Source organism: Rhodococcus sp. IEGM 1351 (assembly GCF_030056875.1).
GTDB classification, from domain to species: Bacteria; Actinomycetota; Actinomycetes; order Mycobacteriales; family Mycobacteriaceae; genus Rhodococcus_F; species Rhodococcus_F opacus.
In genome coordinates, this window is the sequence record NZ_JASHKU010000010.1 from 211,330 (window position 1) to 224,588 (window position 13,259).

General features: G+C 66.6%; 12 protein-coding genes and 2 pseudogenes. 7 read left to right on the plus strand and 7 right to left on the minus strand.

The window, feature by feature from the left end; translation table 11 throughout:
* Positions 1 to 95 precede the first annotated feature (95 nt).
* From QM806_RS19685 to QM806_RS19700, 4 genes are all read left to right on the plus strand, one after another.
* A complete protein-coding gene (locus QM806_RS19685) occupies positions 96 to 611 on the plus strand; it encodes a putative immunity protein (protein ID WP_054246481.1) in 516 nt (171 codons plus the stop codon).
* A 69-nt stretch (positions 612 to 680) separates the two neighbouring features.
* Entirely contained in the window at positions 681 to 1,022 is a 342-nt protein-coding gene (locus tag QM806_RS19690) for an ArsR/SmtB family transcription factor (protein WP_054246487.1), read from the plus strand.
* A 3-nt stretch (positions 1,023 to 1,025) separates the two neighbouring features.
* Entirely contained in the window at positions 1,026 to 1,511 is a 486-nt protein-coding gene (locus QM806_RS19695) for an SRPBCC family protein (RefSeq protein WP_054246480.1), read from the plus strand.
* A gap of 204 nt (positions 1,512 to 1,715) precedes the next feature.
* On the plus strand, positions 1,716 to 2,291 hold the full coding sequence (locus QM806_RS19700; RefSeq protein ID WP_065492747.1) for a dihydrofolate reductase family protein: 576 nt from the start codon (positions 1,716 to 1,718) through the stop codon (positions 2,289 to 2,291).
* Between the two features lie 42 nt (positions 2,292 to 2,333).
* On the opposite strand, the gene QM806_RS19705 is transcribed toward QM806_RS19700, so the two are convergent.
* Positions 2,334 to 2,489 carry a hypothetical protein gene (locus tag QM806_RS19705; RefSeq protein ID WP_210460792.1) on the minus strand — a complete coding sequence of 52 codons (156 nt, stop codon included), beginning with the start codon at positions 2,487 to 2,489 and terminating at the stop codon, positions 2,334 to 2,336.
* A 123-nt stretch (positions 2,490 to 2,612) separates the two neighbouring features.
* Here QM806_RS19705 and QM806_RS19710 point away from each other — a divergent pair, with 123 nt between their 5' ends.
* A complete protein-coding gene (locus QM806_RS19710; RefSeq protein ID WP_005249229.1) occupies positions 2,613 to 3,575 on the plus strand; it encodes an MBL fold metallo-hydrolase in 963 nt (320 codons plus the stop codon).
* A 37-nt stretch (positions 3,576 to 3,612) separates the two neighbouring features.
* Positions 3,613 to 5,298 carry an FAD-dependent monooxygenase gene (locus QM806_RS19715; protein ID WP_210460793.1) on the plus strand — a complete coding sequence of 562 codons (1,686 nt, stop codon included), beginning with the start codon at positions 3,613 to 3,615 and terminating at the stop codon, positions 5,296 to 5,298.
* Positions 5,299 to 5,504: 206 nt separating this feature from the next.
* Here the strand turns inward: QM806_RS19715 and QM806_RS41405 are convergent.
* The 6 genes and pseudogenes from QM806_RS41405 to QM806_RS19745 all read right to left on the minus strand — a co-directional run.
* A pseudogene (locus QM806_RS41405) lies at positions 5,505 to 6,017 on the minus strand (recombinase family protein); the annotation flags it as partial.
* Positions 5,984 to 7,027, minus strand: a complete 1,044-nt coding sequence (locus tag QM806_RS19725) for a LacI family DNA-binding transcriptional regulator (protein WP_210460495.1) — start codon at positions 7,025 to 7,027, stop codon at positions 5,984 to 5,986. The gene QM806_RS19725 and the pseudogene QM806_RS41405, both read right to left, overlap by 34 nt.
* Positions 7,028 to 7,032: 5 nt before the next feature.
* The gene (locus QM806_RS19730; protein ID WP_283292534.1) at positions 7,033 to 8,394 is read right to left on the minus strand and encodes a class-II fumarase/aspartase family protein; all 1,362 of its coding nucleotides are present in this window, start codon (positions 8,392 to 8,394) and stop codon (positions 7,033 to 7,035) included.
* 20 nt (positions 8,395 to 8,414) lie between these two features.
* Entirely contained in the window at positions 8,415 to 10,214 is a 1,800-nt protein-coding gene (locus QM806_RS19735; protein ID WP_005254335.1) for an ABC transporter permease, read from the minus strand.
* A complete protein-coding gene (locus QM806_RS19740; protein WP_005254336.1) occupies positions 10,211 to 11,269 on the minus strand; it encodes an ABC transporter ATP-binding protein in 1,059 nt (352 codons plus the stop codon). Before QM806_RS19740 ends, QM806_RS19735 begins: the two co-directional genes overlap by 4 nt.
* A gap of 42 nt (positions 11,270 to 11,311) precedes the next feature.
* Positions 11,312 to 12,346 (minus strand): extracellular solute-binding protein, encoded by a 1,035-nt coding sequence (locus tag QM806_RS19745; protein ID WP_054246477.1) that lies wholly within the window; start codon positions 12,344 to 12,346, stop codon positions 11,312 to 11,314.
* 193 nt (positions 12,347 to 12,539) lie between these two features.
* On the opposite strand from QM806_RS19745, the pseudogene QM806_RS19750 reads away from it, so the two are divergent.
* A pseudogene (locus QM806_RS19750) lies at positions 12,540 to 13,240 on the plus strand (DUF2252 family protein); the annotation flags it as partial.
* Between the last annotated feature and the right edge of the window lie 19 nt (positions 13,241 to 13,259).

The following is a 13,259-nucleotide window of genomic DNA, read 5'->3' on the forward strand; positions in this document are numbered from 1 at the left end:
CCAGCGCTGCCCGCACACAGGATTCAGATCCGAGGCGGGTGGCATGCGCAGCCCTCGGGTGCTGTGGCCGGATGCAAGTGATAGAAGTTCTAGCCATGATCCTCCCGAAGGTCCGAGACCCTCGCTTCGTCACGATCCGCCGCGGTGGGACGCTCACCGACTCGGATCATCAGCTTCTGGCCTTATGGGCGGCATCGTGCGCGGAGCACGTCCTCAACCTGTTCGAGTCGGCTCGGCCTGAGGACACACGACCGCGTGAGGCGATCGAGCATGCTCGCGCGTGGGTGCGTGGCGAGGTCAAGATGATGCAGGCCCGCGCGGCGGGCGGCCATGCGATGGGCGCGGCCAGGGACCTGCGCGGAGCGGCACGGCACGCTGCATACGCTGCCGGGCAGGCCGGAGCCGTCGCGCATGTCGCAGCGCACGAACTCGGTGCTGCCGCCTATGCGATCAAAGCCGCACGCGCTGCCGCGCCGGAGGGTGAGGGCGAGGCCGCCGGACGACGTGAGTGCAGGTGGCAGCGTGACCAGCTCCCTGAGGCGATTCGCGAGCTCGTACTCGACGACCAGCGGTTGCGGAACGACATCTGCTGGTCGGTGTTCGACTGCTGAGGGCACCCACTCGCATCCGAAAGTTGAAGCAGCCTTGCACATACAACCAATCGGTTGTATGTTCTGGGTGTGTCAGAAACAGATGAGGACCGGGCCGATGCCCTGTTCCACGCGCTGTCCGACCGGACGAGGCGCGACATCATGCGTCGCGTGCTGGCCGGTGAGCATTCCGTCTCGGCACTGGCAGCGAAGTACGACATGAGTTTCGCTGCGGTACAGAAGCACGTCGCCGTCCTCCAGAAGTCCGGCCTACTCGTCAAACGACGCAGCGGCCGTGAACAACTCGCCACGGGCGATGTGGAAGCAGTCCGCGCAGTGTCGTCCATGCTGGTCGAGCTGGAACAGGTCTGGCGTGGGCGTATCGCACGCATCGACGAATTGATCGCAACGCAACCCCAACGGAAGGAATGAACGATGCCTGTCACCCATGTCAGCCACGACATCGATGCACTGACCCTGACCATCACTGCCGAGTTCGCCGCCCCCCGAGCGCGGATCTGGCAGATCTATGCCGATCCTCGTCAGCTCGAAAAGATCTGGGGTCCACCGACGTACCCGGCGACAGTGGTCGACCATGAGTTCGCCCCCGGCGGGCGGGTCACCTACTACATGACCGGTCCCGAGGGCGACAAGCATGCGGGTTACTGGAACATCATCTCCGTCGACGAGCCGACCGGCTTCACCTTCACCGACGGATTCGCCGATGCGGATTTCACCCCGATCGAATCGATGCCAGTGTCCACCAACGAGTTCTCCTTCCAGGACAAGGACGGCAGCACCATCGCCACCTACGTCAGCACCTACGCAACCGCCGAAGGCCTCCAGCAGGTGCTCGACATGGGCGTGGTGGAGGGCGCCTCGCAGGCGATCGGCCAGATTGACGACCTCGTCAAGGCGTGAGCCTGTCGGTTCACCGCACAGGGCCATCTCGCCGCCTCGCCTTCCACGGGCGAGGCGGCGAGCCGGCACGAAGGTCGCGGCACTTCTGTTGCGACCACGCGTCGTAGGCCAGCGCAACGCTGTGGTCAGTCCGGCGCCGATGAGTTTCGCGGTGGTACCCAGTCTGTACCTACACCGATCGACACCGCACTCGAGGAGAACGACATGACCGCGACCTACACCTTCGACGTCTTTTCCAGCCTCGACGGCTACGGCGCCGCCGGCGGCGACTGGACCGGCTACTGGGGCAAGCAAGGCCCCGAGTTGCTCGACCATCGTCTCGACCTGTACGGCGCGGAGCAGCGGATGGTCTTCGGGGCCAACACGTATCGGGTGTTCGCGCAGATGCTGGCCGCGAGCACCGAGGAGTCCGACGTGCGCGATCCCTGGGTCACCCGGATGAGGAGCCTGCCGGCAACGGTGGTGTCGACGACACTGGAAGGACCCCTCGACTGGCCGGACGCGACCGTCGTGAGCGGTGACGCCGTCGACGTCGTCGCCAGGCTCAAGGAGGAGTCCGAGGTGCCGTTGCGCTCGCACGGCAGCCTGTCGATGAATCGGGCGCTGATGGCCGCCGGCCTGGTGGATCGCGTGCAGGTGACGCTCTTCCCTGTCATCACCGCTCAGACCGGGCTGGACCCGATCTTCCGGGGTGGGGCCGACTTCGACCTGGAGCTGCTCGAGAACCGGACGCTCGACGGTCACATCCAAGAGCTCATCTACCGGCCCACCCTCCATTGACCTGCACTCACCTGCCCGCGGCGGGATAACAGCGCCACACCGTCATCCCCCGGTCCGCTCGACCAGCTCCTGGGCCGCCGACTCGGCGTCCATCGTCTTCCTGGCGCTGGCGAGGTATTCCTCGGTCACCCCGTCGACGATCCGGATAGTCGCCCGTCCGCGTATCGACAGGGCTCGGGCTTCGCCGGGCGTGTTCACCTTCCGTTCGGTCGGCCGGTCGCAGGGTGCCCAGGCCAATTTTTGATCAAGGCTTTCATTATTTTGTGATCCGGGTTACTGTGGCCACCATCAATCAAACCTTTGATTAGTTAGGTGGATCGCATGAGCCCCACAAGCTTCGCTTCGTCGGCCGACCTCGGTGAGAAGGAGCAGACCCTCGAGGTCCTCGCCGACGGCGTGTACGCCCTCACCGCCGAGGGGGATCCCAACATCGGCGCCATCGAGGGCGAGGACTTCGTCGTCTGCTTCGAGGCGCTCGCCACCCCGGTAGCCGCCCAGGACTGGCTGCGCAAGCTGCGCGAGCACACCGACAAGCCGGTCCGGTACCTGGTGCTCTCGCACTACCATGCCGTCCGCGTGCTCGGCGCGTCCGCGTTCGACGCCGAGACCATCGTGTCGCACGAGACCACCCGCGCCCTCATCGAAGAGCGTGGAAAAGAAGACTGGGCAAGCGAATTCGGACGCATGCCGCGCCTGGCCAAGGCCGCCGACTCCGTGCCCGGGCTGACCTGGCCCACCCTGACGTTCGCCGACAAGCTCACCATCGACCTCGGCGGCGGCCGCGGCGACCTCGTGCTCCAGCACTTCGGCCGCGGACACACCGAAGGCGACATCACCGCGTGGCTGCCGAAGCAGAAGATCCTCTTCGCCGGCGACCTCGTCGAGGCGCAGGCCGCGCTCTACACCGGCGACGCCTTCCACCGCGACTGGTCCACCGGCACCCTCGACCGGATCAAGGCGCTCGGCGCGGAGGTCCTCATCGGCGGACGCGGCGCCGTCTCCCACGGGCGGGAGGCCGTCGACGCCGCCATCGAGCAGACCCGCCACTTCATCGAGGTCATGCTGGCCGAGGTCGGGGCGGTGCAGCAGCGCGGCGGCACCCTGAAGGAAGCGTTCGAAGCCACCCATGCCGCACTGAACGAGCAGTACGGGCACTGGCCGATCTTCGAACACTGCCTCCCGTTCGACGTCTCCCGCGTGTGGGACGAGCTCTCGGGCATCGAACGGCCCGTCATCTGGACCGCCGAGCGTGACCGCGAGGTCTGGGACCAGTTGCAGGGCTGAAGTCCGTCACCGTTTCACCACTGACAAGGCGAGGATCATGGGAAGACGACACACCCGCGGCGGCACGGTCACCGTCGTGGGCAACGGCCCGGTGGGGCAGACGACGGCCTTGCTGCTGGCACGCTGGGGCATCCCGGTCACGTTGCTCGACGCACGGGCCGAACGCGACCCGATCGGATCGAAGGCCATCTGCCAGCAGCGGGACGTCCTCGAGGTGTGGGACGCGATCGGCGTCGGCAGGCAGCTGGCCGACGAGGGCGTGACGTGGGGGTGCGCCCGCACGTTCCACCGCGACCACGAACTGTTCGCGCAGACGTTCGTCGACCGCGGCATCTCGTCGTTCCCGCCGTTCGTCAACATCTCCCAGGCGCGGACCGAGGAACTGCTCGACGAGCGGATCGCGGCCACGTCGTCGATCGACGTCCGGTGGGGATACGAGGCCACGTCGGTGGATCAGGACGAGACCGGCGTGACCGTCACCTGCCGCACCGGCTCCGGCGAGGAGACCGTCACCTCGGACTACGCGGTGGTGGCCGTGGGGTCGCGGGGCAGCGCGATCCGGCGGCAGCTGGGTGTCACGTTCGACGGTCGCTCGTTCGACGACAAGTTCCTGATCTGCGACATCGCCGCCGACATCCCGGGCTGGGCCGACGAACGCCGCTTCTACTTCGACCCCGAGTGGAACCCGGGCAGGCAGGTGCTCATCCACCCGTGCCCGGACTCGACGTTCCGCATCGACTGGCAGGTGCCCGGCGAGTACGACCTCGAGGCCGAGGAGAAGTCGGGTGCACTGGACGCGCGGATCCGGAAGATCATCGGCGACACCGACTACCGGATCGTGTGGAAATCGGTGTACCGCTTCCACTCCCGGGTCGCGAATCGGATGCGCGTCGACCGGGTGCTGCTGGCCGGCGACGCCGCGCATATCGTGTCGCCGTTCGGGGCACGCGGCCTGAATTCTGGTGTCGCCGACGCCGAGAACGCGGCGTGGAAGCTCGCATTCGTCCTGCGCGGCTGGGCCGACGAGTCGCTGCTCGAGACGTATCACACCGAGCGGCACGCGGCGGCCGTCGAGAACATCGCGGTCACCACGGCGACGATGGATTTCCTCGTCCCGCAGTCCGAGGACCAGCACCGGCACCGGTGCGACGTGCTCACCGCGGCGGTCACCGACCCGCAGGCCCGGGCGCAGGTCGACAGCGGTCGCCTCGCCGAGCCGTTCTGGTACGTCGAATCACCCTTGACCACAATCGATCCGGAACGGCTGTTCGCCGGGCGCCCCGAGCGTGGCTGCACCCCGGCCGCGGCGCCGGGAATCCTCGTGCCCGACACCCCGGTGACGCTGAGCGGTAGTGCCGGTACCCGGCTCCGCGACATCGCCCGGCACGGAATCTTGCTCCTCGTGGGTGACGGTGTGGACGTCGACGAGATCCGAAGCGCGGCCCTTGCAGCGGTGCACACACCGATCCGCCTCGTCCGGCTGTCGGAGATCGACAGCACCGGCGTCCTCACCGCCGCGGTGGACGCGAAGCCCGGCGAGGTGTGGGTCATCCGCCCCGACGCCTACATCGCGGCGGTCACCGACACGGTCGACGAACTGGTCTCTGCGCTGCACCGAATCACCGAACCCGTCGTCGCCGTGATCACCTCCGTGCCAGCCGCTCCGGATCCAGATCGAGTCGTCGCAGCAGCTGTTCGCGCGGAGGTTTCCGTGGAAGGGTGAACGGGGGGTCGTAGGTGGGCGAGATGGGGGTGCCCCAGTCCTTGCGGACGTCGAAGTGTCGTCGGTGGAGAAGTACACCGGCACGGTCTTGTCGATCCGACCTTGTCGCCGTTGCCCGACAGCGTGCCGGTACCGCCCTTGCCCGGGCCGCGCATCCCGAACATCGCGCGGCACTCGGCAGTGGCAGTGTCGATCTCCTGCTCGAGCACATTCAGTCCGATGCCCCGCTCACGCAGATCGGTGCCAAGCGTGATCAAGTGCAGCATCGACCGCCCGAGCCGATCCAACCGAGTGATCACCAGGACGTCGCCTCCACGAAATCGCTTCAGCACCAGAACGAGTTCGGGCCGTGACGCTTTCGTCCCTCCCGCGTGGTCGACGTGGATGTTTTCCGCAGCCACCCCGGCGCGGCGTAACGCATCGACCTGATGGTCGGGGTTCTGGTCTGCGCTGAAATTCTGGCATAGCCGATCAACTTGCGTCGAAATACCCACGTCGAGGTTTTTCGACATAGTTCGAAGCGCCTGGCCGATCGAATTCGCCTTTCTCAGCCGGATTTTCAGGCATAGAGCGGTGATGAACGAGTGGGTCCTGATCCAGTACCAGCGATTGCGGCGCCTAATACGATGTATTTCGACGATCCCGAGCCGCGGCTGTTCACCATTTTCCAGCTGTTGCCGGTCGTCTAGGGGTTCGCCATGGGCCGGGGGGAGTGGCATCCGCAGGAGCGCCGGATGATCAGTTCGGGTTCGACGAGAGTGGTGTCGGCGCCTTCTTTGTCGTTGAGTTCGTCGTAGATCTGTTGGGCGGCGGTGCGGCCGAGTTGTCGGGGGTTCGAGGAAAGGGTGGTCAGGGGTGGTTCGATAAGTTCGGCGTTGTCGACGTTGTCGAAGCTGACAACCTTGACGGTGCCGGCTAGTCCGGCGTCGTGGAAGGCTCGGTAGGCGCCGAGGGCGACGGTGTCGCTGTGGCAGATGATGCCGTCGATCGGTGTACCGGATTGCAGGAGTTCGCGAGCCGCGGCGAGTCCACCTCGGGCGTTGGTGGGCGAGGCGATGAAGGACAACGAGTCCGGGGCGTAGCCGTGGTTGGCGGCGGATTCGCGGACACCGTGGATGCGGTCGTGGCGGGCGATGGCGTCTTCCCGGCCGCCGAGGTAGGTGATGGTGTTGCAGCCGTGCCAGATCAGGTGGTCGGTGGCGAGGCGGCCGCCGGTGATGTCGTCGGTACCGATGTAGAGGTTGCCGGTGTCGCCGATGCGGCGGGTGAGGAAAAGCAGGGGCCGGTCGCGGGCGGTGAGGGTGTCGATGGCGGCGGGTTCGGTGCCGAAGGCGGGCACCATGACGACGCCGGCGACGCTGGTTTCCTGGAGGAAGGTGATCAGTTGGTCTTGTCGGGTGGTGTCGTTGAGGGTGTTGGCGATCAGGCAGACATAGCCGAGTTCGCCCAGGCGTTCTTCGAGGCCGATGATGACTTCGGCGAAGAACGGGTTCGTCACGGTGGTGACCAGTACCCCGATGACGTTGTTGTCCCGGGTCCGTAGTGACGCGGCGCCGCGGTTGTAGATGTAGCCGAGGTCGGTCATCGCCTGGAGGACGCGGTCACGGGTGGGTTGGGAGACCCGCCCGGTTCCGCGCAGGACCAGCGAGGCGGTGGCCCGCGACACGCCGGCGCGCTCGGCGACGTCGAGCAGTGTCGCCGGTTTGGGGCGGTCGTCGGTCGCGGGCATCGGTTCTACCTCCGGTCATTCTCGCCTCGTGAAACCACGATCTCACGGGCGCGGATCGCTTGGTGGTGAGCGATCGCGGGAGCTAATCCTAGGTGGGAGTCGGGCTGCAGAAGATTCTTGATGGTGTCGGTGTCGAGTTGGGAGGTCACGCGGGGATCGACGGCGAGTGCGTCGGTGAACGAGGTCGCGGTGGTGCTCGCGGTCTGCGCGGCGTCGTAGACGACTTCGTGTGCGAGTTGACGGCCGATGGTTTCGCCGAGGCGCAGCATGATGGCCTCGGAGGCGATCATTCCGCCGGACAGGTCGAGGTTGCTGCGCATCCGTCGCGGATCGAGTTGGAGACCGGAGACGATCAGGTGGATGCGCGACAACGTTTCCGCGGTCAGTTCGCACGCGTGTTGCTCGACGTCGAAGAGGGCGGAGGGTGCGTTGTCCGCGTCATGTTCGCTGATTGCCGATTCGAGGGCCAACGGCACGAGTGCCCTTATCTCGGCGGTCATCCCGATGATGTCCTGGCACAGTTGCGGATTGCGTTTGTGGGGCATTGTCGAACTGCCGACGGTTCCGGCGGGGACGGGTTCTTCGACCTCGTGGTATTCGGTCTTCATGAGTTGGTAGATTTCGCGGCCGATTTTGCCGCTGGTCGTGGCGATCAGGCCGAGGACGGTGACGAACTCCGCGAAGTGGTCGCTGATGCTGCGCGAGGGCACCGCCATCGGGGTCAGGCCCAGGTTGGTGGCCACGGCCCGTTGCAGGGTGTCGGGATCCTCACCGAGGGAGGCGGAGGTGCCGGCGGCGCCGCCGAGGAGGGCGACGAACAGGCGCGGGCTGATCTGATCGAGACGGTCGAGGTGCCGGACGTATTCGTCGATCCACCCGGCGGTCTTGAATCCGAAGGTGATGGGGACGGCGTGCTGGCCGTGGGTGCGGCCGGCCATGATCATCTCCGCCCCGCGTTCGGTGAGCTCGGCGAGCACGGTGAGGATGTCGGTGATCTGGCCGCGAATGATCGTGTGGGCGCGCCGCAACAGCAGGGTGTCCCCGGTTTGGGTGATGTTCTGGGTGGTGGCTCCCCAGTGCACCCAACCGCCGTATTGGTCGGCCGCTCTACCCAGTTCGGCGATCAGGGGCATCAAGGGGTGGCTGGTCCGGTCGATCTCGGCGTTGATCCGGTCCTGATCCAGTCGGTCGAGATCGCAGGCCCGGGTGATGGCCTTCCCGGCGTCGGCCGGGATGAGCCCGAGGTCGGCCTGGGCCCTCGCGAGGGCGGCCTCGACGTCGAGCCAGGCCTGCCAGCGTGCGGGTGTGGAGAACAGCTGCTCCATGCCGGTGCCGGGCACTCGCGCGGAGGTGAAGCGTTTCTTCATGATCGGTGTCGCCTTCTCGTTCAGGTGGTGGGCACCGCGGGTGCGGCGACGGCGGCGGCTTTGCCGCGGCGGCCGCGCCGGTCGCCCTGCAGGCGGCTGTTGATGATGAGCACGGCCAGGATGAGGGCGATCTGCAGCGTTCCGTAGGCGGCGGCGGTGCCGAATTCGGAGGAGTAGATGCGGTTGTAGATCTCCACCGACAGCGGCGGGTAGCTGGCCGGGTAGATCACCACCGAGGCCACGTATTCGCCGACGCCGTCGACGAAGGCGAGCAGGGCTCCGGCGAGGATGCCCTTCGACACCAGCGGGATGGTGATGGTGCGCAGCACGGACAGTGGGCCGGCGCCGAGGTTGCGGGCGGCCTCCTCGAGGGAGGGGTCGATGGTGTCGAGGGCGGCGTTGGTGGACCGGAACACCAGCGGCACGAAGCGGACGAAGTAGGCGATCGGCAGGATCCACAGGGTTCCGACCAGGGACAATCCGAGGTTGCTGGGCTGGGGTTCGTTGAAGGCGTTGACGAGGTTGACGCCGATGACCGTTCCGGGCAGCGCCCAGGGCAGCATGACCATGATGTCGACGGTGTTGCGGCCGGGCCCGCGCCAGCGGGCGACGACGTAGGAGGCGCAGGCACCGATGGTGATGGCGCCGATCGTGGCGAGGAAGCTCATCTGCACACTGACCGAGATCGGGAGCAGGCTGGCCGGGTCGGTGAACAGGGTGGTGTAGTTGCCGAGGGTGTAGGTCGGCGGGATGACCTGGGTGGTCCACGAGCTGTCGACCGAGAACGAGACCAGGACGATGGTCAGCACCGGTGCCATCAGCAGCACGGTCAGGACCGTGGTCCCGATTCCGGCGACGATCCGGATCGGCCCGGCACTGACGGTGCGGTCACGCTGAATTCCCTTGGAAAGGCTGCGGTGGGTGCGCCGGCCCTGGTACCACTTCATGCCGATCAGGAACAGGATCGAGACCATTGCCAGGACGGTGGCCTGCGCGGCCGCGAGTTCCTGGTTGCCGACGGTCTTGGTCGAGACGATCTGCATGGTCAGGGTCTGCACGTTGTAGAGCTGCGGGGCGGTGAACGAGGCCATCGAGATCATGAACGTCAGCAGGGCACCGGAGACCAGGGCGGGGGTGAGCATCGGCAGCAGCACCGTCCGCCATACCCGCGACCGGCTCGCGCCCAGGTTGTAGGCGGCGGACTCGAGCGAGGAGTCCATGCCGGCAAGCCCGGCGGCGACGGGGAGGTAGAAGAACGGGTACATGGTGAACACGTGCACGAGCAACACGCCGCCGACGCCGCTGACCGACACCGTCGCGGGGTCGACACCGAACCACTGGGACAGCGCCCGGGGGACGATCCCGGTCTCGCTGTAGAGGAGCACGAACGAGACGGCACCGATCAGCGGTGGCAGCGCCATCGGCAGGATCGCCACCGTCTCGAGGACCCGGCGGCCGGGAAAGTCGAAGCGGTTGAGCAGGATCGCCAGCGCCGACCCGACCAGGCCGCACCCGAGGACCGACGCGACGGAGATCCCGACCGACAGCATCAGCGCGGTGCCGGACGCGCCGGAGAGGAAGGTGCCGTAGTTGTCGGCGGCACCGTCACCGCCGGTGCTGGTGATCGCGGTGTAGGCCATCGGGATGACGACGAAGAACGCCAGGATCGCCAGCACCGGGGCGGCGAGGACGTAGACGAACCGGTCCGAGGAACTCCCGGGCAGTCTCGACCGCAGTGACCTGCGGGGTGGACGAGGCGGTGCGGACGCGGCGGCGGTGTGGGGCAGCGGAGGTTGATCGATCGCGGCGGGGGTGCTCATGACTGCACCAGCCAGGGCTGCCCGGAGGTCACGCCGACGCAGACGTTGTCGCCGACCTGGGGTCGGTCCACGCGGTCCGCGGTGGTGACATGCAGGGTCTGGTCCCCGGAGGCCACCGTGTAGGTGCTGGTGGCGCCGGTAAATTCGACCTCGGTGATGTGGCCCTTGAACAGTCCGTGCTCGGGGGCGACGAAGTCGAGGTTCTCCGGGCGCAGCGACACCGCGAGCCGGTCCCCGGCAGTGACGGGCCCGAAGTCCGGCAACGGCGCGGTCAATTCGGTTCCGTCCGCGAGGCCCACCCGGGCGGAGTCGGCATCGACCGCGAGCACCACCACTGCGGAGACGTTGCTTCGGCCGATGAAGCGGGCAACGAATTCCGTTGCGGGGCGGTGGTAAATCGTCTGTGGGGAGGCAATCTGGTGGACCCGGCCGGCGTCGAGGACCGCGATCCGGTCACTCATGGCCATCGCCTCGGCCTGATCATGGGTGACGTAGATCGAGGTGATTCCCGCGTCGGTCTGCACGCGGCGGATCTGGGTGCGGGTCTCCTCCCGCAGCTTGGCGTCCAGGTTCGACAAGGGCTCGTCCAGCAGCAGCACCGACGGCGAGATCACGACCGCGCGGGCCAGGGCGACGCGTTGCTGCTGTCCACCGGAGAGTTGCTCGATGCGGCGGTCCTCGTACCCGGCGAGACCGACCTGCGCGAGGGCGTCGGTGATACGCCGACCGCGGCCGGTCTTGTCGATCTTGCGGGCCTTGAGACCGTACGCGACGTTCTCGGCGACGCTCATGTGCGGAAACAGCGCATAGTTCTGGAACACCATGCCGGTGTCCCGCTTGTTCGGCGGCATGGTGGTGACGTCTTTGTCCCCGAAAAGCACCCGGCCGCTGGTCGGGGGAACGAAGCCGGCGATGATCCGCAGCAGCGTCGACTTCCCACAGCCGGAGGGGCCCAGGAGGGTGAACAGCTCACCGGCGGCGATGGTGGTGTCCATCTGGATGGTCGTGGTCGTGCCGTAGTTCTTGTGAATGTCGTCGAGTTTGATCGGTATCACGGCGAATGCTCCAGTGAAAAGAGGTGGGGTACGGGGTCGAGTTCAGCTGCGGTTCTTGATGTTCTGGACCCAGTAGTCCATCCATCCGGCTTCGAATTCGTTGATCGTGTGCCAGTCGACCGGCATCTCGTTGAGTCCGACCTCGGCCAGCCAGGACGGAGGCTGCTCGAGCGGCACGGTCGGAAGTTGAAAGGACTTGTCCGCCAACATCTGCTGAGTGGTCGGTTGGAGGAGGAAGTCCAGGAAGGTGTCGGCGGTCTCCCCGTGCGGTCCGTCCTTGATCTTGCCGACCCCATCGAGCAGAACAGGGGCGCCAGAGGCGGGCATGACCGGAGTGAACGGAGCGCCCTTGCTGCGCTGGACGAGGATGTCCTGCAGATTCCAGATACTGACCGGGGCCTCCTGCCGTTGGATGCGCAGGTAAAGATCGCTCGGGTTGGCCGGATAGTCCTTGGTGTTGCGGTCCAGCGCCCGCAGGAAGTCGTAGCCGGCATCAGGTGCGCCGGTCTCGGCCGCGGCACGGCCGATCAAAGCCGAGAAGATGCTGCGCATCGTGCCGGACGCGGCGACGTCACGGAGCAAGATCTTCCCCTGCATGTCGGGTTCGACCAGGTCACCCCAGTCTTTCGGCGCCTGCTCGGGGGTGAGCATCGTATTGTTGTAGAAGATGACCTCGGCCATCCGCATCTCACCGAGCCACAGATTGTCCGCCCCGCGGTACTGCTCGGGAACCCGGTCGATTACCTCCGCCGGCGGCGGGGTGAGTAGACCGGCGTCGACGCCCTGCCCGAACTGCTGGGAGGTTCCGCCCCACCAGATGTCCGCCTGCGGGCGGTTCTTCTCGGCGCGGACACGTTGCAAGACCTCGCTGGCACCGAGCGTGAGCATCTGCACCCGCCCCTTGTACTCCGGATGGGCGGCCTCGAAGGCGTCGACGACCTGCTGGGCGATGACCTTCGGCCGTGAGGTGTAGATGGTCAGGGCCACCGAGTTCGGTCCCGAGGACAGCCCGCACGCGGACAGGCCCAGGACCAGGGCGACAATGACGCCCAGGGCGGCTATCAGCCGGATCCTCATTGAGTGCTCCTACCTTCCGAGCACGACCTCCGGCCGCCTCGCTGTGCTGAGCCGGAGCTCCCGAGATGTGGAGGTGATCCGGCTTCGTAAGAATGTGGTAGATCGATCTATCACGCGATCTGTGACCTAGATAACCACCCTCCATCGCGACTGTCAACCCGGACTTCGGCGGCAGTGAATGCCGAAAACCCCCCGTGCTTGCGCGGCCGAATAACGCGAAACCATGACCTACCAGGCCGAGCGTGGCGGGCTCGCGGCCTGGTACTCCCATATCGATACCGCCGCCCAGTTGGACGAGTACCGCGACGTCCTGGACTCCTCGACCCGCAAACGGGTGCGGAAGACGCTCGACAAATCCCGGGCCCGCGACAGCCTGCAGCCCGCCCGACGTGTCCTGTTCGACCGATTCGAGTACGTGCTGACGGCACGGAAAGTCGTCGGGGTGGGCAGTGTCGGCACCGGGGCCTGGATCATCCTGCTCCGCGGCCCCGGTGGCGACCCGCTGTTCCTGCAGGCCAAGGAGGCGCAACCGTCGGTTCTCGCCGAATACCTGGACGGCCCGGCCTTCACGAACCAGGGCGAACGCGTCGTGACCGGGCAACGGCTGATGCAGGTGGCCGGCGACATCCTCCTCGGCTGGCGATCCGCCTCATCGAAGCTATGAATCCCGACACCATGGCCCTCTACGGGCGACTGTGTGCCAGGGCGCTCGCATATGCGCATGCCCGCGCCGGAGACCGGTTCGCCATCGGCGGGTACCTCGATTCGGACGACGATTGCGAGAAGGCGCTCACTGCGTTCGCCGAGACCTATGCGGACCAGAACGAACGCGACCCCACACCGCTACGGAAGGCGATCGACGACGGGCGGATCGCCGCGCACCAGGGGGCATGATCCGGCAAGGTCGAGGCAG

What these genes read in the sequence shown, in the direction of transcription:
- QM806_RS19710 (WP_005249229.1), top strand. Translation starts at nt 2,613, where the DNA reads ATGAGCCCCACAAGCTTCGCTTCGTCGGCCGACCTCGGTGAGAAGGAG.
- QM806_RS19735 (WP_005254335.1), bottom strand. Translation starts at nt 10,214, where the DNA reads ATGAGCACCCCCGCCGCGATCGATCAACCTCCGCTGCCCCACACCGCC.
- QM806_RS19715 (WP_210460793.1), top strand. Translation starts at nt 3,613, where the DNA reads ATGGGAAGACGACACACCCGCGGCGGCACGGTCACCGTCGTGGGCAAC.
- QM806_RS19745 (WP_054246477.1), bottom strand. Translation starts at nt 12,346, where the DNA reads ATGAGGATCCGGCTGATAGCCGCCCTGGGCGTCATTGTCGCCCTGGTC.
- QM806_RS19685 (WP_054246481.1), top strand. Translation starts at nt 96, where the DNA reads ATGATCCTCCCGAAGGTCCGAGACCCTCGCTTCGTCACGATCCGCCGC.
- QM806_RS19730 (WP_283292534.1), bottom strand. Translation starts at nt 8,394, where the DNA reads ATGAAGAAACGCTTCACCTCCGCGCGAGTGCCCGGCACCGGCATGGAG.
- QM806_RS19725 (WP_210460495.1), bottom strand. Translation starts at nt 7,027, where the DNA reads ATGCCCGCGACCGACGACCGCCCCAAACCGGCGACACTGCTCGACGTC.
- QM806_RS19695 (WP_054246480.1), top strand. Translation starts at nt 1,026, where the DNA reads ATGCCTGTCACCCATGTCAGCCACGACATCGATGCACTGACCCTGACC.
- QM806_RS19700 (WP_065492747.1), top strand. Translation starts at nt 1,716, where the DNA reads ATGACCGCGACCTACACCTTCGACGTCTTTTCCAGCCTCGACGGCTAC.